Origin of the sequence: Pseudomonas putida (assembly GCF_028682395.1) — a bacterium.
Lineage (GTDB): Bacteria > Pseudomonadota > Gammaproteobacteria > Pseudomonadales > Pseudomonadaceae > Aquipseudomonas > Aquipseudomonas putida_AB.
In genome coordinates this window covers 315,358-333,877 of the sequence record NZ_JANHLC010000005.1, presented here as the reverse complement: position 1 = coordinate 333,877, position 18,520 = coordinate 315,358, and the positions used below count along the sequence as shown (strand labels likewise).

At 62.9% G+C, this 18,520-nt stretch carries 16 protein-coding genes; 7 read left to right on the top strand and 9 right to left on the bottom strand.

The window, feature by feature from the left end; translation table 11 throughout:
- Positions 1-111: 111 nt before the first annotated feature.
- The 6 genes from NPS46_RS15400 to NPS46_RS15375 all read right to left on the bottom strand — a co-directional run bounded on the left by NPS46_RS15400 (position 112) and on the right by NPS46_RS15375 (position 6,893).
- A complete protein-coding gene (locus NPS46_RS15400; protein WP_274108536.1) occupies positions 112-921 on the bottom strand; it encodes an ABC transporter permease in 810 nt (269 codons plus the stop codon).
- A complete protein-coding gene (locus NPS46_RS15395; RefSeq protein ID WP_274108534.1) occupies positions 911-1,855 on the bottom strand; it encodes an ABC transporter permease in 945 nt (314 codons plus the stop codon). Before NPS46_RS15395 ends, NPS46_RS15400 begins: the two co-directional genes overlap by 11 nt.
- Position 1,856: 1 nt before the next feature.
- Positions 1,857-2,882: an ABC transporter ATP-binding protein gene (locus NPS46_RS15390; RefSeq protein WP_274108532.1), complete on the bottom strand. Its 1,026-nt coding sequence runs from the start codon at positions 2,880-2,882 to the stop codon at positions 1,857-1,859.
- A 246-nt stretch (positions 2,883-3,128) separates the two neighbouring features.
- The gene (ydcS, locus tag NPS46_RS15385; protein WP_274108529.1) at positions 3,129-4,280 is read right to left on the bottom strand and encodes a putative ABC transporter substrate-binding protein YdcS; all 1,152 of its coding nucleotides are present in this window, start codon (positions 4,278-4,280) and stop codon (positions 3,129-3,131) included.
- Positions 4,281-4,386: 106 nt separating this feature from the next.
- The gene (locus NPS46_RS15380) at positions 4,387-5,877 is read right to left on the bottom strand and encodes a gamma-aminobutyraldehyde dehydrogenase (RefSeq protein ID WP_274108527.1); all 1,491 of its coding nucleotides are present in this window, start codon (positions 5,875-5,877) and stop codon (positions 4,387-4,389) included.
- A 101-nt stretch (positions 5,878-5,978) separates the two neighbouring features.
- Entirely contained in the window at positions 5,979-6,893 is a 915-nt protein-coding gene (locus NPS46_RS15375; protein WP_274108525.1) for a LysR family transcriptional regulator, read from the bottom strand.
- 224 nt (positions 6,894-7,117) lie between these two features.
- Between NPS46_RS15375 and NPS46_RS15370 the strand changes: the two genes are divergently transcribed.
- Positions 7,118-7,849, top strand: coding sequence for a tellurite resistance TerB family protein (locus NPS46_RS15370; RefSeq protein ID WP_274108523.1), 732 nt, complete (start codon positions 7,118-7,120; stop codon positions 7,847-7,849).
- 51 nt (positions 7,850-7,900) lie between these two features.
- Here the strand turns inward: NPS46_RS15370 and NPS46_RS15365 are convergent, their stop codons facing one another.
- The 3 genes from NPS46_RS15365 to NPS46_RS15355 form a co-directional block, all read right to left on the bottom strand.
- Entirely contained in the window at positions 7,901-8,527 is a 627-nt protein-coding gene (locus tag NPS46_RS15365; protein WP_274108521.1) for a TetR/AcrR family transcriptional regulator, read from the bottom strand.
- Positions 8,528-8,672: 145 nt separating this feature from the next.
- Positions 8,673-9,056, bottom strand: a complete 384-nt coding sequence (locus tag NPS46_RS15360) for a hypothetical protein (RefSeq protein WP_274108520.1) — start codon at positions 9,054-9,056, stop codon at positions 8,673-8,675.
- A 185-nt stretch (positions 9,057-9,241) separates the two neighbouring features.
- Complete coding sequence (locus NPS46_RS15355; protein WP_274108518.1) at positions 9,242-10,858, bottom strand: GGDEF domain-containing protein; 1,617 nt, start codon at positions 10,856-10,858, stop codon at positions 9,242-9,244.
- A 229-nt stretch (positions 10,859-11,087) separates the two neighbouring features.
- Here NPS46_RS15355 and NPS46_RS15350 point away from each other — a divergent pair, with 229 nt between their 5' ends.
- The 6 genes from NPS46_RS15350 to NPS46_RS15325 are packed head-to-tail and all read left to right on the top strand — an operon-like array spanning position 11,088 to position 18,513.
- On the top strand, positions 11,088-12,710 hold the full coding sequence (locus tag NPS46_RS15350) for a methyl-accepting chemotaxis protein (protein WP_274108517.1): 1,623 nt from the start codon (positions 11,088-11,090) through the stop codon (positions 12,708-12,710).
- Entirely contained in the window at positions 12,710-13,234 is a 525-nt protein-coding gene (locus NPS46_RS15345; protein WP_274108515.1) for a chemotaxis protein CheW, read from the top strand. The genes NPS46_RS15350 and NPS46_RS15345 overlap by 1 nt, the downstream gene beginning before the upstream one ends.
- On the top strand, positions 13,231-14,508 hold the full coding sequence (locus NPS46_RS15340) for a CheR family methyltransferase (RefSeq protein WP_274108513.1): 1,278 nt from the start codon (positions 13,231-13,233) through the stop codon (positions 14,506-14,508). The genes NPS46_RS15345 and NPS46_RS15340 overlap by 4 nt, the downstream gene beginning before the upstream one ends.
- Positions 14,505-15,188, top strand: coding sequence for a chemotaxis protein CheW (locus NPS46_RS15335; protein WP_274108511.1), 684 nt, complete (start codon positions 14,505-14,507; stop codon positions 15,186-15,188). The genes NPS46_RS15340 and NPS46_RS15335 overlap by 4 nt, the downstream gene beginning before the upstream one ends.
- The gene (locus NPS46_RS15330; RefSeq protein ID WP_274108510.1) at positions 15,185-17,506 is read left to right on the top strand and encodes a hybrid sensor histidine kinase/response regulator; all 2,322 of its coding nucleotides are present in this window, start codon (positions 15,185-15,187) and stop codon (positions 17,504-17,506) included. Before NPS46_RS15335 ends, NPS46_RS15330 begins: the two co-directional genes overlap by 4 nt.
- Entirely contained in the window at positions 17,503-18,513 is a 1,011-nt protein-coding gene (locus NPS46_RS15325) for a chemotaxis response regulator protein-glutamate methylesterase (protein ID WP_274108508.1), read from the top strand. Before NPS46_RS15330 ends, NPS46_RS15325 begins: the two co-directional genes overlap by 4 nt.
- Positions 18,514-18,520 lie beyond the last annotated feature (7 nt).

The following is an 18,520-nucleotide window of genomic DNA, read 5'->3' as shown; positions in this document are numbered from 1 at the left end:
CATGTCCTTTTTCGACAAGGGGCGCTTTGGCTTTAGGGCGCAGTGACTCTGATAGTTGTCTTTGAGGTACGAGCGGGCTTGCAAGCACGCTCGCACCTCCAGGTTCCGTGGTTACTTGCCCCCGCTGCCCGCGACGCTTTCGCCGCCTCGGGTCAGGTAGTAGGCGCCGAGAATGGGCAGCATCGTGACGATCATCACCAGCATGGCGACCACGTTGGTCACCGGCACATCCCGTGGCCGGCTCAATTGGTTGAGCAGCCAGATGGGCAGGGTGCGTTCATGGCCTGCGGTAAAGGTGGTGACGATGATTTCATCGAACGACAGGGCAAACGCCAGCATGCCGCCGGCCAGCAGCGCCGAGCCGAGGTTCGGCAGGACGATGTAGCGGAAGGTCTGCCAGCCATCGGCGCCCAGGTCCATGGAGGCTTCGATCAGGCTGTGGGAAGTGCGCCGCAGCCGGGCGATCACGTTGTTGTAGACGATCACCACGCAGAAGGTCGCGTGGCCGATCACGATGGTCAGCATGCCGGGCTCGATCCCCAGGCTCTTGAAGGCCGACAGCAAGGCGATCCCAGTGATGATCCCGGGCAGCGCGATAGGCAGGATCAGCATCAGCGAGATGCCTTCCTTGCCGAAGAAATCGCGTCGGTACAGCGCTGCCGATGCCAGCGTGCCGAGGACCATGGCGATCAGCGTTGCGAGGCAGGCGATCTGGGCCGAGAGCTTGATCGACTCCAGCACGTCGGGGCGCGAGAACGCCACGCTGAACCACTTCAGGGTGAAGCCCGGGGGCGGAAAGCTGAAGGCTGCGTCTTCGGTGTTGAAGGCGTACATGAAGATGATCAGGATCGGGAAGTGCAGGAACACCAACCCGCCCCAGGCGGCGATGCGCAGCCCCAGGGAAGCTTTTTCAGAGTGCATCGAAGGCCCCCAGGCGTTTGACGATGGAGAGGTAAATGGCGATCAGCACGATCGGTACCAGGGTAAAGGCGGCGGCCATGGGCATATTGCCAATGGCCCCTTGCTGGGCGTAGACCATGCTGCCGACGAAGTAGCCGGGTGGGCCGATCAGTTGCGGGACGATAAAGTCGCCCAGGGTCAGCGAGAAGGTGAAGATCGAGCCGGCCGCGATGCCCGGGATCGACAGCGGCAGGATCACCTGCATAAAGGTCTGGCGCGGCTTGGCCCCCAGGTCGGCGGACGCTTGCAGCAGCGAAGGCGGCAGGCGCTCCAGGGAGGCCTGGATCGGCAGGATCATAAACGGCAGCCAGATGTAGACGAACACCATGAAGCGTCCCAGATGGGAGGTCGACAGGGTGCTGCCGCCAACGCCGGGGATTCCCAGGACAAACTGCAACACCGGCTCCAGCCCCATGTGCTGGATAAACCATTGGGCGACACCGCCCTTGGCCAGCAGCAGGGTCCAGGCGTAGGCCTTGACGATATAGCTGGCCCACATCGGCATCATGACGGCGATGTAGAAGAACGCCTTGGTCTTGCCGCTGGTGTAGCGTGCCATGTAGTAGGCGATGGGGAAGGCGACGATGGCACTGGCCATGGAGACGGCGATGGCCATGCCCAGGGTGCGTAGGATGATGTCGAAATTCGCCGGGTTGAACAGGGCCGCGAAGTTGGCCAGGGTCAGGTCCGGCGTCACCGCCATGGTGAAGTCGTCGAACGTGTAGAAGCCCTGCCATAACAGGGTCAGTAGGGATCCCAGGTAGATCGCGCCAAACCAGATCAGTGGCGGGATCAGCAACATCAACAGGTACAGGTTGGGACGCCGATAGAGCAGGTTGGCAACGCTGCGCATCGGTGAGGCGCTTGGCGCAGTCGGGGTGATGGCGAGGCTCATATCACACCTCGCTCGCCAGCACGGTCATGGCTTCGCGGGCCCAGCGCGCGGTCAGGCGCTGGCCGCTCTGGTGCTGGGCGCTGGTGTCCAGCCATTGGTTGTTGGCCTGGCTGACATTGAGGGTCTGGCCGTTGTCCAGCTTCAGCTCGTAGCGCGTGGCGCTGCCCTGGTACTGGATGTCGTGCAGCAACCCACTGACCTCGACCTCATGGCTGGCCGCCGGGCCTTCGGCAAAGCGGATGTGTTCCGGACGGATCGAGAACGGTTGGTCGACACCACTCAATTGCCGGGCCAGTTCACCGCGCAGCACGTTGGAGGTACCGACGAATTCGGCGACAAAGGCGGTGGCCGGTTTCATGTACAGGTTGCGCGGGGTATCCACCTGTTCGATACGGCCCTTGTTGAACACCGCGACCCGGTCGGACATCGACAGTGCTTCGGTCTGGTCGTGGGTCACGAAGATAAAGGTGATGCCGAGCTGGCGTTGCAGCTTTTTCAGCTCGCTTTGCATCTGCTCGCGCAGCTTCAGGTCGAGGGCGCCCAGGGGTTCGTCGAGCAGCAGCACGCGCGGGCGATTGACCAGGGCACGGGCCAGGGCCACGCGCTGGCGCTGGCCGCCGGACAGTTGTGCCGGCTTGCGTTCGCCGTAGCCGCCCAGGGCGACCATGGCCAGGGCCTCTTCAGCACGGGCCAGGCGTTCTTGCTTGCCGACGCCCTTGACCTTCAGGCCATAGGCAACGTTGTCGCGCACGTTCATATGGGGGAACAGGGCGTAATCCTGGAATACGGTGTTGACGTCGCGCTGATAGGGCGGCAGGCCGGCGGCTTCGTTGCCGTGGATGCGGATCGAGCCGGCGCTCGGTTGCTCAAAGCCGGCGATCAGGCGCAGGCACGTGGTCTTGCCCGAGCCGGAAGGGCCGAGCATGGAAAAGAACTCGCCGTCCTGGATATCGATGGACACCCGGTCGACGGCTTTGACTTCGCCGAACTGTCGGGATACTTGGGTGAACTGGACTGCAAGTGTCATGGTGCGGTGCTCCCAATAGGCACGGGCTCTCGCAGGCCGTACCTGGACTTCTAAAAAAGGGTCAGTCGGATATCAGTGTTGATGAACGAATAGCATTGAGTCGGGAACAGTCGTTCAGGGCGCGTAGCGGGCGGCGATCAGCCGTGTCCGGCCAGCGCGCAACACCCGCCGCGTACTGAGGTACGTGAGGGTGCGAGCGCTGCCCGGGCGCGGATAATCGACCCGCAGTCGCTACCGCTATGACTGTTAGCGGCCGCCCATGATCGCGATGTAGTCCTGGGTCCAGCGGCTGTAAGGGACGAATTTGCCGCCCTCGGCCTGCGGGGTTTTCCAGAAGGCGATCTTCTCGAACTGCTCATAGCCGTTGGTTTTGCAGCCTTCGGCGCCCAGCAGTTCACTTTCCTTGCACGCGGCAGGGACGGTTGGCAGCGAGCCGAACCAGGCGGCTACGTCGCCCTGGACCTTGGGTTGCAGGGACCAGTCGAGCCATTTGTAGGCGCAGTTCGGGTGCTTGGCATCGGCGTGCAGCATGGTGGTATCGGACCAGCCGGTAACGCCTTCCTTGGGAATGGTCGAGGCCACGGGCTGTTTGTCGGCTTGCAGGCCATTGACCATGTAGCCCCAGGAGCTGGAAGCGACGACGCCCTCGTTCTTGAAGTCGCTCATCTGCACGGTCGCATCGTGCCAGTAGCGGTGGATCAGCGGTTGCTGGGCGCGCAGCAGATCGAGCGCGGCCTTGTACTGGGCTTCGGTCAGCTCATAGGGGTTCTGGATGCCCAGTTCCGGCTTGGCCGATTTCAGGTACAGCGCGGCGTCGGCGATATAGATCGGCCCGTCATAGGCTTGCACGCGGCCCTTGTTCGGCTTGCCGTCGGGCAGGTTCTGCGCCTCGAACACCACGCTCCAACTGGTGGGCGCCTCTTTGAAAACATTGGTGTTGTACATCAGCACGTTCGGGCCCCATTGATAGGGCGCACCGAATACCTGCTTGTTGACCACGTACCACGGACCGTCCTTGAGGCGCGGGTCGATATTCTTCCAGTTCGGGATCAGCTCGGGGTTGATCGGCTGGACGCGCTTGCCGACGATCAGGCGCAGCGAGGCGTCGCCGGAGGCGGTGACCAGGTCGTAGCCGCCCTTGGCCATCAGGCTGACCATTTCATCGGAGGTGGCGGCGGTCTTGACGCTGACCTTGCAGCCGGTTTCTTTTTCGAAACCGGTGACCCAGTCATAGGCCTTGTCGCTGTCGCCCCGCTCGATGTAGCCCGGCCAAGCGACGATATCCAACTGGCCTTCGCCGGCGCCAACTGCCTTGAGTGGCTCGGCGGCCTGGATGCTGGCGCTGGCGAGCAGCGCGGTGGTGATTGCACTGAGCAGTGCGGTCTTGTGCGCGAACATGGAGGATCCCTCTTTTTTAATTATCAGTCGGGGCAGTAAACGATACGGGTGACACTTTCTTTGTTGTTCTTAGCGTAGCTGCGCTGTGATTGATTCTAGTGATCGCTTACAGCTGATCTCCGTGTCTTGCCATGATGTGGCGGACGACGCTGTAGTCCTGCAATGAGTCGCTCGACAGGTCTTTGCCATAGCCCGAACGCTTCAGGCCGCCGTGGGGCATTTCGCTGACCAGCAGGAAGTGGCTGTTGATCCAGGTGCAGCCATACTGCAGGCGTGCTGCGACCTGCATGGCTTTGTCCAGGTTCTGGGTCCAGACCGAGGAGGCCAGGCCGTATTCGGAGTCGTTGGCCCAATCCACCGCCTGGCTCAGTTCGTCGAAGCGGGTCACGGTGACCACCGGGCCGAACACTTCACGCTGGACGATTTCATCGCTTTGCTTGCAGCCGGCCAGCAGCGTTGGCTGGTAGTAGAAGCCTGCGCCGGAATGCACCGCGGCACCGGTCACGCGTTCGATATGGGGTTGGCTGAGGGCACGCTCGACGAAGCTGGCCACGCGATCGCGCTGGCGGGTGCTGATCAGCGGCCCGATTTCGTTGTCGCTGTCGCGCTTGCCGGCAAAGCGCAGGCTGCTGACCGCCGCGCCGAGTTCGGCCACCAGGCGGTCGTGAATGCCGGCCTGGGCATAGATGCGGCAGGCTGCGGTGCAGTCCTGGCCGGCGTTGTAGTAGCCATAGCTACGCACGCCCTGGACCACGGCGTGCAAATCGGCATCGTTGCAGACAATGACCGGGGCCTTGCCGCCCAGTTCCAGGTGGGTACGTTTGACGGTCTTGGACGCCGCCTGGAGGATTTTCTGGCCGGTGACGATGTCGCCGGTCAGCGACACCATACGCACCTTTGGATGGCTGACCAGATGGCTGCCCACGCCTTCGCCACCACCGCAGATGATATTGATCACTCCGCGTGGCAGTACTTCGGCCAGGGTCGGGGCCAGGGCCAGGATCGACAGCGGGGTATGTTCGGACGGTTTGAACACCAGCGTGTTGCCGGCGGCGAGGGCCGGGGCGATTTTCCACGCGGCCATCATGATCGGGTAGTTCCAGGGGGCAATCGAGGCGATCACCCCGATGGGGTCGCGGCGCACCATGCTGGTATAGCCCGGCAGGTACTCCCCGGATAGTTGGCCGGTCTGGCAGCGTACGGCGCCTGCGAAGAAGCGAAACACGTCGACCGTGGCCGTTAGGTCGTCCTGGCGTGCCAGGTGCAAGGGTTTACCGCAGTTCAGGGCTTCGAGGCGGGCGAGCTGGTCGGCCTGTTTCTCCACCGCGTCGGCGATGCGCAGTAACAGGTTGGAGCGTTGCTGCGGCGTGGTCCGCGACCAACTGGCAAAGGCATGGTGGGCGGCCAGGATGGCGCTCTCGACCTGCTCGGTGCTGGCTTCGGCGATATGGGTCAGGACTTCCCCGGTGGCGGGGTTGATGATCGGTTCGACAAACCCCTGGCCGGCAACGAGTTCGCCGTCGATCAGTAACGAGGTGAACAGGGGAGTCGATTGCGCGCCAGCCATTTTTCGAGGTCTCTTTTGTTGTGTGGTCATGGGGCTTCCCGATGGGCGCCCGACCGTCTCTATAGGACTGCCCAGAGACTAGTGGTCGGGCTGGAGGTCGACAAATACTAAATACTGAAAGGTGCATTCGATTAAATAGATGGCTTGCGCCCGCCGTGGGGCTGTTCGCGGGCCACGGTCAGAAACGGATCGACCAGGGCCGGCCGTGCGGTACCGCGGCGCCAGGCCAGGCCGACATCGAGGGTATGGCTCAGGTCGGCCAGGGGGCGGGCCTCGATAATGTCGCCTTCCAGCGACCAGGGGCGATAAGTCATGTCCGGCTGGATCGACAGTCCGAGGCCGGCGGCCACCAGGCTACGCACGGCTTCGGTCGAGGCCGTGCGCAGGCTGATCCGTGGCTGCAGGCCGGCGCCGGACCACATGCGCTGGGCATTGCGGTCCATTTCATCGACATTCAGTTGGATCAAGGGCTCGCGAGCGACGTCGGCCAGGTTGATGCTGTCGTGTTCCAGCAGCGGGTGCTGGGCAGGCAGCCAGAGCCGATGGGGCGAATGGGTCAGTACCTCGGTCTGCAAGGCATGGCGGTCTTCAAGATTGGAGAGGATCAGCACCCCCACATCGATTTCACCGCTGACCAGCAAGTGCTCGATATAAGGGCGCTCGTCTTCCATGACGCGGATTTCCACGTTCGGGTAGGCGCGCTGGAAGCGCGTGAGCAGGTCGGCCAGGTAGTAGCCGGCGACCAAGCTGGTCACGCCGACGGTCAGTTGCCCGGCGACCTGGTCGGTGCTCTGCTGCAGGCTGCGCTTGGCGTTGTCGACGGTGGCGAGGATCAGGTGGGCCTGGCGCAGGAATTGATGGCCCTGGTGTGTCAGGGTCATGCCCTTGGCATGGCGGTTGAACAGGTTGACGCCGATTTCCTGTTCCAATTGCTGGATCGCGAGGGTCAGGGTCGACTGGGAAATGAATACCGCCTGGGCCGCGGCGGAGATCGAGCCGGTTTCGGCCACGGCGATAAAGTGGCGGATCTGGCGCAGGGTCATCATGGGGAAGTACCAATCGGCCGAAGGCCCTGGGTAGGGTGCCTGGTTTTATGAATAGATCTCAGTGTATATCTTTTTTATGGAGGTTCAGGCGCTAAGTGTCTTGAGGATGATTTGGCAAGAGCTTGGCAACATCTGGAAGCACTCAAGCTCGGTGCGCGCCCTTGCATCGCTCTAATCTGGCATCACTTTGAATCGATGAAACCCATACTCGCGGGAGGTTGCAGATGAACACCAGTGGATTGCTCGATCAATTGCTGAAGTCCGGCCAGCAATTGTTGCAAAACAAGGCGGGGGCTCAACCCGGTCAGGCTCAGGGCGCTGACAAAGGCGCCCTGGGTGGCCTGCTCGGCGGTTCCGGCGGGCTCGGCAGCCTGCTCTCCGGCGCGGGCGGCGGCGCCCTGGCCGCCGGGGCCATGGGCTTGCTGCTGGGTAGCAAAAAGGCGCGCAAGGTCGGCGGTAAGGTCGCCACCTATGGCGGTCTCGCCGCACTTGGCGTACTGGCCTACAAGGCTTACGGCAATTGGCAGGCGCAACAGGCCAATGCGCCCCGCGGCGAGCCGCAGACCGTCGACCGTCTGCCGGCAGCTCAGGCCGAAGAACACAGCCAGGCGATCCTCAAGGCGCTGGTCGCGGCCGCCAAGGCCGATGGCCATGTGGACGAACGTGAGAGGCTGTTGATCGAGGGCGAATTCATCAAGCTGAGCCGCGACCAGGAGTTGCACAACTGGCTGCATGCCGAGCTGCACAAACCGCTGGACCCGGCCGAAGTGGCGCGGGCAGCGAGCACGCCGGAAATGGCCGCGGAGATGTATCTGGCCAGCGTCCTGCTGGTCGATGAAGAGCACTTTATGGAGCGCGCCTACCTGGACGAACTGGCCAAGCAGTTGAAGCTGGCGCCGGGGTTGAAGACCGAGCTGGAACACCAGGTGCGCGGTGCGGCGAACGCCACGTCCTGATCTCGCTGCCCGCAGGCCTGGTGTGCGCAGATATGCATCAGGCCTGCTCCTTCAGAGGGCCAGGTCCTGCTCGAACTCGGCGGCGTCTTGGCTCTTGACCGCCAACAGCAGTAGCCGGTGTTGCCACTGCTTGTGGGTGCGCCACATCAGGCCGCGGGCCTGACCCTGCACGAAGCTGTCCTGCTTGACCACGTCCCAGGTCCGGTACAGGTACCGGCCCAGCTCGTTGAGTTCACGTTCCTGCCAGCGGCAGCCGTGTTTTCTGAGTAACGCCGTGATATGGCCTACCAGCACCGCCTCGTGTTCCTGCTCCAGACCATGCAGCGCCGGGATCACATCCATGGCCTGCCATAGCGCGCCATAGCCGGAAAACGCCTGCTCGATGCTGTCGACCATGTCGTCGAGCGCGTTCCAGGTTTCGATCAGGCCCAGGTCGCTGGCGTAGATGGCCTGTACGCGTCGGCGTATCTCTTCGAGCCACTGCTGGGCCAGGCGGTAGACGATCGCTTCCTTGTTCGGGAAAAAGCGGTAGAGCGACTTGATGTCGATCCCACACCGTTCGGCGATGGCATTGGTATTGAGTTGGGTAATGCCGCCTTCCTTGAGCAAGGCCAGCGTGGTCTGTTCGACCTTCCTGACGATCGCCTGGGTGCGTTGCTGCCCCGGCTCGCGGCGCATTCTCAAATCTTGCGAGGTCATCCAGTAGCCGGCCGTATGGTTCAGGGGACTGCATTTCACATGGCCTGCCGGGTAGTGTCAAACCTCGCGGATTGACGCCTCTGAGCAACGCTGGCAGAAGCAATAATTACACTATTTACTGTAATTATTCTGGAGGATATATGCGATTAAAATTAAAACAACACTTGGCGCTTTCTTCCTTTGCCCTGCTCGCTGCAATGTCCGGTTGCAGCCAGACCCCCAGCCCACGGTGTACCTCAACGGCGAGATCTATCCCCAGGATGCCTGCAGCAACGACTTTATCCGTGAGCAGTTTGTGAAGATGCAGCAGTTGGGCCTGCTGAAAATGCGGATCACCGCCGCCAGCTGCTTTATCGAGGACGACTATAAGGCCGAAGATTTCAAAAACTACGCCAGTGCGCTCGATACCGAGGGTTTCAGCATCCATGTCCACAGCGTGGGCGGTCGGGCCACGCGTGTGGCAATCCATGCGTTGGAGGCGGCTCGCCAGCGCAATGGCGACCGTCATATCCCCCACAGCATTAACGACTTGCTCTACAACAAAAACAGTTACACCTGGCGTGCGGTCTACCCGGTGCAGAGCAGCTACAAAGCCTGCGCCGTGCTGGTGGCAGGCAGTGATGCACCGGTCGACTCATGTGATCCGCGGCCCTTTATAAACATCGCGGCAGGCATTTGTGCAGAAAGGCGGGATCAGGTGGCCAGGTGGAAATGCGCCTGGCCTTTGCCTGCATGCTTGGCGCGATACAGCGCCTGGTCCGCCAGACCCAGTACATCGCTCAACTCCGAATCATCCTGAGGCCATAACGCACCGCCGATACTGCAGCCGATATGGGCCGAGATGCCATCGAGCTCAATGGGGCGCGCCAGGCTGGTGAGGACCCGACCGGCGATCAAACGGGCCTGGTTGAGGCTGTCATGGCCGGTCACCTGCAAGACCATCAGAAACTCGTCGCCGCCCAGCCGGGCAACCATATCGCCGTCGCGCAAGGCATGGCGCAGGCGGTCGGCGACCTCGCGCAACAGCTGATCGCCGCCCGCATGGCCGAAGCGGTCATTGATCGCCTTGAACCCATCCAGGTCCAGGTACAACAGCGCCAGGCTGCTGTTTTGCGACTGACTGCGCTGCTGTGCCCGTGGCAGGTATTTCTCCAGGGCGGCGCGATTCGGCAGCCCGGTCAGTGGATCGTGGTGGGCCAGGTTTTCCATCATGCCCAGCGCGGTCTGCTGGGAACTCAGGCTTTCCACCAGATGGCGGATCGACTGGCTCAGTTGAGCGATTTCACGGGTGCCATCGATCTGCGGGATTTCAATGATCTGCCCAGCACTCAGGCGGTCGGCGGCCCGGGCAATCTGGCGCAGGGGCCGGGTGAAGTGACTGGCCAGCAACCAGCCGATAAAGGCGACGATCAGTGCGGAAATAATCCCCCAGATCAGAATATCCCGACGCAGCTCTTCGGCTGGGGCGTAGGCTTCTTCCAGCGATTGTCGGGCCACGACGGTCCAGCCCAGCCCGGGATAGTCTTTGTAGCCGCTGCTCAGGGCAACGCCATTGAGGTAGTCCTTGCCGTCGGGCCAGGTCTGCACGCCCCAGCGGGGTTGTTCCGTACTGAGCTTGTCGAACAGTGGCAGGTTCAAGTGCTGGCCGAGCAGCTCCTGTGGTCCAAGGATGATCCGCCGTTCAGTGTCGAGTACAAAAAACTCCACGGTGTGGCGGCTCTGGGCGGGCCGCTTCATCGCCTCGCGCAGATCCTGGGCCCACTCCCAGGCCAGGTGGGCGGCCAGCACGCCGGTCTTTTCCTGATGGGCATTGAACACAGGCATGCTGATATCGAGGAATTTCAGGGTTTCGCCACTAGGGTTGGGCAGCAGCTTGGACAGCAGCGCGGCGTCATGCACATCACCGATAAACAGATGCTCACGGCCGTTGAGAAAGACCGGGCGCTGGGCAATGCTCGTGCCTTCGAGGAGGCCGCCGCTGGCGGCCTTGACCCGACCCTGGAGGTCGCTCAGGCCAATCCAGGCAAATTCGGGAAAGGCCTGGTGTAGATGGTCGAGCAGGGGGCGCACGTTATCGCCTTGCAATTCCTGCAGGCGACTGAGCACCTGGATGATATGACTGCGGGTTGCTATCCCGCGGTCCAGTCGGTCGAGCATCTGGTAAGCGGTTTCGGCCAGGTCCTGGCCGATCTCACTGCGCATCCGGGTGCTGGAATCGTGGGCGATCAGCGATCCCAGCAGCCAGCTCAACAGGCTGACCAGAATGGCGATCAGGAGGGCAAAGCGGCTGCGCAGGCTTGGACCTGTCATGAACTGAATTCCCTGTTCGATTGCCGCATGGAGGTGGCCAAAATACGGGCAATTTGTTCCTGAGCGACGCTGGCATTTTCCCTTCTCTGTCAAGGAAAGTACCTGGCATCCTCAATGCCATGGGCTAGTCAAGGTTTAATGCGTTTCGCCGTAGTACAGATAGAGGGTAAATGATGGCACACCCTCGGCTATACTGCTTTCCATTTGACATGGCCCTAGGGGACTGACTGTGAAGAACTGGACTTTGCGCCAACGGATACTGGCCAGCTTTGCGGTGATCATCGCAATTATGCTGCTGATGGTGGTCGCAGCGTATTCCCGCTTGCTTGCGATCGAGTCCAGTGAAGAGAAAGTCCGCGCCGATGCGGTGCCGGGGCTGTATTACAGTTCGATGATTCGCAGTGCCTGGGTCGACAGTTATGTGCGGACCCAGCAACTCACCGGGGTATCTCACGAACGGGGCCTGACAAGCGCCGACCGTGACCTGTACAAGAGCTATGAAGACCATCTGAACCGCGAGTTGGCCAGTTACCGTGAAACCGCTTTCGAAAAGGTCGATCTGGACGCTGTTGAAGAATTCGAGCGTTTGCACCAGGCCTATAATCAGGCGTTGAACGGTGTGCTCGACCTGTACCAGCGCAAGGAGTATCAACAGGCTCGCGATCTGCTCGACAAGGAGCTGACGCCGGCGTGGTCCGCCGGCCGCCAGCACCTCAATGGCATGATCGAGCGCAATCGTGATGCTTCGGCCGAGGCCACCGACGATATCGCCCGGGCGGTGTTTGAGGCCAAGATCAGCATGGGCGTTTCCCTGCTGCTGGCCGTGCTGGCCGCCGCCATTTGTGGCCTGTTGTTGATGCGCGCGATCACCGGGCCCATGCAGCGCATCGTTGAAATTCTCGAAGTCATGCGCACCGGGGACTTGAGCAGCCGCTTGAACCTGGATCGCAAGGATGAGTTCGGCGCGGTCGAGAGCGGCTTCAACGACATGATGACCGAGCTGACGTCCCTGGTGTCCCAGGCCCAGCGCTCTTCGGTGCAGGTCACCACGTCGGTCACCGAGATCGCTGCCACGTCCAAGCAGCAGCAGGCCACGGCCACCGAAACCGCCGCGACGACTACGGAAATCGGTGCGACATCCCGGGAAATCGCCGCCACGTCCCGGGACCTGGTGCGGACCATGACCGAAGTGTCCTCGGCCGCCGACCAGGCCTCGATACTCGCGGGCTCCGGCCAGCAGGGCTTGGCACGGATGGAAGACACCATGCACTCGGTGATGGGCGCGGCCGACCTGGTCAATGCCAAGCTGGCGATCCTCAACGAGAAGGCTGGCAACATCAATCAGGTGGTCGTGACCATCGTCAAGGTCGCCGACCAGACCAACTTGCTGTCACTCAATGCCGCTATCGAGGCGGAAAAAGCCGGTGAGTACGGCCGCGGTTTTGCGGTGGTCGCCACCGAGGTGCGCCGCCTGGCGGACCAGACGGCCGTCGCCACCTACGATATCGAGCAGATGGTGCGCGAGATTCAGTCGGCAGTCTCGGCCGGTGTCATGGGCATGGACAAGTTCTCCGAAGAAGTGCGCCGAGGCATGTCCGAGGTGCAGCAGGTCGGCGAACAGCTGTCGCAGATCATTCACCAGGTCCAGGCTTTGGCGCCGCGAGTGCTGATGGTCAATGAGGGGATGCAGGCCCAGGCCACCGGCGCCGAGCAGATCAACCATGCGCTGGTGCAGTTGGGTGATGCCAGCAGCCAGACCGTCGAATCCCTGCGCCAGGCCAGTTTCGCCATCGACGAACTGAGTTCGGTCGCGGCCGGCCTGCGTGGCGGTGTTTCGCGTTTCAAAGTCTGATGAGTGGGGCGATGCTCGAGCGCGGCGTGGAAAGGATGCACAAGAATCGCTTGTTCCTGTTGTTTCGCATTGGCGGGGAACGCTATGCCCTGGAGGCCGGCGATGTAGCCGAGGTCTTGCCGTGTCTGCCGCTCAAGCCGATTGCCCGGGCGCCGGTCTGGGTTGCGGGGGTGTTCGCCCATCGTGGCGTGATGGTCCCGGTGATCGACGTCAGCGCCATGACCTTTGGCCAGCCGGCCCCGGTGCGCACCAGCACGCGGATGGTGCTGGTGCATTACTGCGAGGGAGCCGGGCAGCCGCCACACCTGCTGGGCTTGATCCTGGAACAGGCCACCGAAACCCTGCGCTGTGCCCTGGAGGATTTTCAGCCCTACGGCCTGGATAACCGCGATGCGCCGTATCTGGGGCCGGTGCGCGAAGACGAGCAGGGGCTGGTGCAGTGGTTGCGGGTCGATGACCTGCTGGCCCCTTCGGTGCGCGACTTGCTGTTTCCTGATGGTCAGCCGCCCGAGGTGCAGCCATGAGCAGCGAGCAGCGGGTGATCGATTTTCTCAAGGCGCGGATCGGCCTGGATGTCGCGTCGGTGGGCGAAGCGATTATCGAACGGGCGATACGCCAGCGCTGCACCCAATTGCAGGTGCAGGGCAGCGATCAGTACTGGCTGTTACTGCAAGGCTCGGCCGATGAGCAACAGGCTCTGATCGAAGCGGTGGTGGTTCCGGAAACCTGGTTTTTTCGCTACCCCGAATCCTTCGCCACCCTGGCCCGGCTGGCGCTGGCTCGTCTGGGCGAGCTCAAGGGCGGTCGGGCATTGCGTCTGCTGAGTCTGCCGTGTTCGACCGGCGAAGAGCCCTACTCGATGGCCATGGCCCTGTTCGACGCCGGCCTGGCGGCGCACCAGTTCAAGATTGACGCAATTGATGTCAGCCCACTGTCGATATCGCGGGCCAAGCGGGCGATCTACGGCAAGAATTCCTTTCGTGGCCAGCCCACCGACTTTCGCGAGCGCTACTTCACCGCCACCGAAGCGGGCGACCTGCTCCAGGAGCGGGTGCGTGAACAGGTACGCCTGCGTGTCGGCAACCTGCTGGACCCTGGCCTGCTCGCGGGTGAGCCGCCTTACGATTTCGTGTTTTGCCGCAACCTGCTGATCTACTTCGACCTGGCGACGCAGAAGCAGGTGTTCGAGGTGCTCAAGCGCCTGACCCACGACGATGGGGTCCTGTTTATCGGCCCGGCCGAAGGCAACCTGTTGGCGCGTCTGGGCATGCGCTCCATCGGAGTGGCGCAGTCGTTTGCCTTCAAGCGGCATGTGGAGCCTGCGCCCGAGCCGCTGCCGGTGTTCAAGCCGCAATCGCTGCCATTGCCGGTGCGAACGCCGGCAATGGCAGTGGCCCGGCCTCGACCTTTTACAAGCAAGGTGCGCAGCAGCGCAGGGGTCAAGTCGCCCGTGGCGGCGCCGGTGGCCGATGATGCGGCGACCTTGCTCGGCCAGATCGCGACCTTGGCCAACGAAGGGCGTAGCGCCGAGGCCCGGGCCGCGTGCGAATGCTATCTACAGCAGTATGAGCCGGTGGCCCAGGTGTTCTACTGGCTGGGCTTGCTCAGTGATGTGGCCGGTAGCACCTTTGAAGCCCAGGGTTACTATCGCAAGGCCCTGTACCTGGAACCGCAACACCCCGAAGCGCTGGCGCACCTGGCCGCGTTGCTGGCTTCCCAGGGCGACCTGGCCGGGGCCAGGCGCTTGCAGGAGCGGGCGCGCCGTGAACGCAGTGCTGACAGCGAGCGTGGAACATGAGTCTGGAAGCGCTAAACCTGACCCTGGCAGACGCCGAGGCCATTGACGACTGCTGGAACCGCATCGGTGTGCATGGCGACAAGTCCTGCCCGCTGCTGGCGGACCATATCCATTGCCGCAACTGCACGGTGTACTCGAAAGCCGCCACGCGGCTGCTCGACCGTTATGCGTTGCAGCAGGAGCACTACGAAGGGGCGATCAGCGCCGGGCCGCAGAGCACCCTGGTGACCCGTTCGCTGCTGATGTTCCGCCTGGGCGAGGAGTGGCTCGCGCTGGCGACCCGCTGTCTGGTTGAAGTGGCGCCGCAACAGTCGATCCATTCCCTGCCACACCAGCGCTCGCGGGCGTTGCTGGGGGTGGCGAATGTGCGCGGCGCGCTGGTGCCTTGCCTGTCCCTGACCGAGCTGCTCGGGCTCGACACCAGCGTTACCGTGCCGGCCTCGGCGCGGGTGGTGCCGCGCCTGCTGATTGTCGCGGCGGCCGGCGGCCCGGTGGTGGTGCCGGTGGATGAAGTCGACGGGATCCACGCCATCGACGAACAGATCCTCGCCTCAGCGTCCGCCTCCGGTTCCCAGGCGAGTGCCAGGTACACCCTGGGCGTTTTTCAATGGAAAGGCCGTAGCCTGCGCTGGCTGGATGAAGAAGAGTTGTTGTCGGCCGTGACCCGGAGCCTTGCATGACCCCCGACCAGATGCGTGATGCCTCGTTGCTCGAATTGTTCAGCCTGGAAGCCGAGGCTCAGACTCAAGTCCTGAGTGCCGGCTTGCTGGCGCTGGAGCGCAACCCGACCCAGGCCGACCAGTTGGAAGCCTGCATGCGTGCCGCGCACTCGCTCAAGGGCGCGGCGCGGATTGTCGGCATCGACTTTGGGGTCAGCGTGGCCCACGTGATGGAAGATTGCCTGGTTAGTGCCCAGGAGGGGCGCCTGTACCTGCAGCCCGAGCATATCGATGCCCTGTTGCATGGCACCGACCTGCTGCTGCGGATTGCTTCGCCCGGGCAGATGATTGGGGCGCAGGATGTCGAGGCCTACGTCAGCCTGATGCAGCGGCTACTCGATCCGTCGGCGCCACAGGTGGCGGTGCCAACGCTTGAGCCCGAGCGCCTGCCGGTGGTGCCAGCGGCCAGCGAAGCAGAGGCGGTCGAGGAGCCTGAGTCCGAGCCGGAGCCGGAGCTTGTGGAGCCCGATGCAATGGCCTCGACGCTGCGCGAGAATTCGGCGCATGCCCTCAACCGCCGCGTGAGCGAGGGGGGCGAGCGGGTCCTGCGGGTCACGGCCGAACGGCTGAATGGCCTGCTCGACTTGTCGAGCAAGTCCCTGGTCGAGACCCAGCGCCTAAAACCCTACCTGGCCAGCCTGCAACGCCTCAAGCGTATGCAGAACAGCAGCCTGCGGGCGCTCGACAGTCTCAACGACCAGCTAAAGCTGGCCGACCTGGGGCTGGAGGCCCAGGAAGCACTCAATGAGGCCCGGCGTTTGTTGGCCGAGTCCCAGCAACTGCTGATCGAAAGCACCGGCGATCTGGATGAGTTCGCCTGGCAGGCCGGCCAGCGGGCCCAGACCCTCTATGACACGGCGCTGGCCTGTCGCATGCGGCCCTTTGCCGACGTGCTGGGCGGCCAGGTGCGCATGGTCCGTGACCTGGGGCGTAGCCTGGGCAAGCATGTGCGCCTGGACGTCGAGGGCGAGAAAACCCAGGTCGACCGGGATGTCCTGGAAAAGCTCGAAGCGCCCCTGACCCACCTGCTGCGCAACGCTGTCGACCATGGCATTGAAACACCTGAGCAGCGGCGCCTGGCCGGCAAGCCGGAGGAGGGCACGATTCGTCTGCGCGCTTCGCATCAGGCCGGGCTGCTGGTGTTAGAACTCAGTGACGATGGCGGCGGCGTCGACCTGCAACGCCTGCGTCGCAGCATTGTCGAGCGCCAACTGTCCACAGCGGAAACGGTCGAGCAATTGAGCGAAGAAGAGCTGCTGACCTTCCTGTTCCTGCCCGGCTTCAGCCTGCGCGATACCGTCACCGAAGTGTCGGGCCGGGGCGTCGGGCTCGATGCCGTGCAGCATATGGTTCGCCAGTTGCGCGGTGCCATTGTGCTGGAGCAGCAGGCCGGGCAGGGCAGCCGCTTCCATCTGGAGGTGCCGCTGACGCTGTCGGTGGTGCGCAGCCTGGTGGTGGAAGTCGGTGGCGAGGCCTACGCCTTTCCGCTGGCGCATATCGAACGCATGTGCGACCTGGAGCCGGACGACATTGTCCAGCTCGAAGGGCGGCAGCACTTCTGGCACGAAGGCCGGCATGTCGGGCTGGTCGCGGCCAACCAGTTATTGCAGCGTCCGGCGGCGCAGAGCAACGATGAGACGGTCAAGGTCGTGGTTATCCGCGAGCGCGAGGCGGTCTACGGGGTGGCGGTGGAACGCTTTATCGGCGAGCGCACGTTGGTGGTGCTGCCCCTCGATCCCCGTCTGGGCAAGGTCCAGGATATTTCCGCCGGCGCCTTGCTCGACGATGGTTCGGCGGTGCTGATCATTGACGTGGAAGACATGCTGCGCTCGGTCGACAAGCTGCTCAATACCGGCCGCCTGGAGCGCATCGACCGTCGTCAGCGCCAGGCCAGTGCCCTGGCGCGCAAGCGGATCCTGGTGGTCGACGATTCGCTCACCGTGCGCGAACTGCAACGCAAGCTGTTGCTCAACCGTGGCTATGATGTGGCAGTCGCGGTCGATGGCATGGACGGCTGGAACGCCTTGCGCGCCGAAGATTTCGACCTGCTGATCACCGATATCGATATGCCGCGGATGGACGGTATTGAATTGGTGACTTTATTGCGTCGGGACAATCGCTTGCAGTCGTTGCCGGTTATGGTGGTGTCCTACAAGGACCGCGAAGAAGATCGCCGTCGTGGCCTGGACGCTGGCGCTGACTATTATCTAGCCAAAGCCAGTTTCCACGACGATGCCTTGCTGGACGCCGTGGTGGAACTGATCGGGGGAGCCCAATGAGGATCGCTATTGTCAACGACATGCCCATGGCCGTCGAGGCGCTGCGCCGGGCGCTGGCGTTCGAGCCAGCGCATGAGGTGGTCTGGGTCGCGGGCAATGGCGCCGAGGCGGTGGCGCGGTGCGCGGAATTGACCCCGGACTTGATTCTGATGGACCTGATTATGCCGTTGATGGACGGCGTCGAGGCGACCCGACGGATCATGGCCGAAACACCGTGCGCCATCGTGATCGTGACCGTCGACCGTGAGCAAAACGTGCATCGGGTCTTCGAGGCCATGGGCTACGGTGCGCTGGATGTGGTCGATACCCCGGCGCTGGGGGGCGGCAATGCCCAGGAAGCGGCTGCGCCGCTGCTGCGCAAAATCCTCAATATTGGCTGGCTGATCGGCCAGCGCGGCAGCCCCGTACGCAGCGTTACCGCGCCTGTGCGCGAGTCCGGCCCGCGCCAGGGGCTGGTGGCGATTGGTTCTTCGGCAGGCGGCCCGGCGGCGCTGGAAATACTGCTCAAGGGGCTGCCGGTGAACTTTCCAGCGGCCATTGTGCTGGTCCAGCATGTCGACCAGGTCTTTGCCACGGGCATGGCCGAATGGCTGAGCAGTGCCTCCGGGCTCAAGGTGCGCCTGGCCCGTGCGGGTGAGCAGCCACAAAGCGGCACCGTGCTGCTGGCCGGCACCAATCATCATATTCGTCTGCTCAAGGATGGCACCCTGGCCTATACCGCCGAGCCGGTGAATGAGATCTATCGCCCCTCGATCGATGTGTTTTTCGAGAGCGTCGCCCACTACTGGAATGGCGATGCGGTGGGCGTGCTATTGACTGGCATGGGCCGCGATGGCGCCCAGGGCCTGAAACTGATGCGTCAGCAGGGTTTTCTGACCATCGCCCAGGATCAGCAGAGCAGCGCGGTTTACGGTATGCCCAAGGCAGCGGCCGCGATCGATGCGGCTTGCGAAGTTCGTCCACTGGACAAGATTGCGCCAAGGTTGCTGGAGATGTTTGCCAAATGACTGACAA

Excerpts from the sequence above, each read along its gene's own strand:
- NPS46_RS15400 (WP_274108536.1), bottom strand. The coding sequence starts at position 921 with ATGCACTCTGAAAAAGCTTCCCTGGGGCTGCGCATCGCCGCCTGGGGC.
- NPS46_RS15395 (WP_274108534.1), bottom strand. The coding sequence starts at position 1,855 with ATGAGCCTCGCCATCACCCCGACTGCGCCAAGCGCCTCACCGATGCGC.
- NPS46_RS15390 (WP_274108532.1), bottom strand. The coding sequence starts at position 2,882 with ATGACACTTGCAGTCCAGTTCACCCAAGTATCCCGACAGTTCGGCGAA.
- ydcS (WP_274108529.1), bottom strand. The coding sequence starts at position 4,280 with ATGTTCGCGCACAAGACCGCACTGCTCAGTGCAATCACCACCGCGCTG.
- NPS46_RS15380 (WP_274108527.1), bottom strand. The coding sequence starts at position 5,877 with ATGACCACACAACAAAAGAGACCTCGAAAAATGGCTGGCGCGCAATCG.
- NPS46_RS15375 (WP_274108525.1), bottom strand. The coding sequence starts at position 6,893 with ATGATGACCCTGCGCCAGATCCGCCACTTTATCGCCGTGGCCGAAACC.
- NPS46_RS15370 (WP_274108523.1), top strand. The coding sequence starts at position 7,118 with ATGAACACCAGTGGATTGCTCGATCAATTGCTGAAGTCCGGCCAGCAA.
- NPS46_RS15365 (WP_274108521.1), bottom strand. The coding sequence starts at position 8,527 with ATGCGCCGCGAGCCGGGGCAGCAACGCACCCAGGCGATCGTCAGGAAG.
- NPS46_RS15360 (WP_274108520.1), bottom strand. The coding sequence starts at position 9,056 with ATGACGGTCGCCATTGCGCTGGCGAGCCGCCTCCAACGCATGGATTGC.
- NPS46_RS15355 (WP_274108518.1), bottom strand. The coding sequence starts at position 10,858 with ATGACAGGTCCAAGCCTGCGCAGCCGCTTTGCCCTCCTGATCGCCATT.
- NPS46_RS15345 (WP_274108515.1), top strand. The coding sequence starts at position 12,710 with ATGAGTGGGGCGATGCTCGAGCGCGGCGTGGAAAGGATGCACAAGAAT.
- NPS46_RS15340 (WP_274108513.1), top strand. The coding sequence starts at position 13,231 with ATGAGCAGCGAGCAGCGGGTGATCGATTTTCTCAAGGCGCGGATCGGC.
- NPS46_RS15335 (WP_274108511.1), top strand. The coding sequence starts at position 14,505 with ATGAGTCTGGAAGCGCTAAACCTGACCCTGGCAGACGCCGAGGCCATT.
- NPS46_RS15330 (WP_274108510.1), top strand. The coding sequence starts at position 15,185 with ATGACCCCCGACCAGATGCGTGATGCCTCGTTGCTCGAATTGTTCAGC.
- NPS46_RS15325 (WP_274108508.1), top strand. The coding sequence starts at position 17,503 with ATGAGGATCGCTATTGTCAACGACATGCCCATGGCCGTCGAGGCGCTG.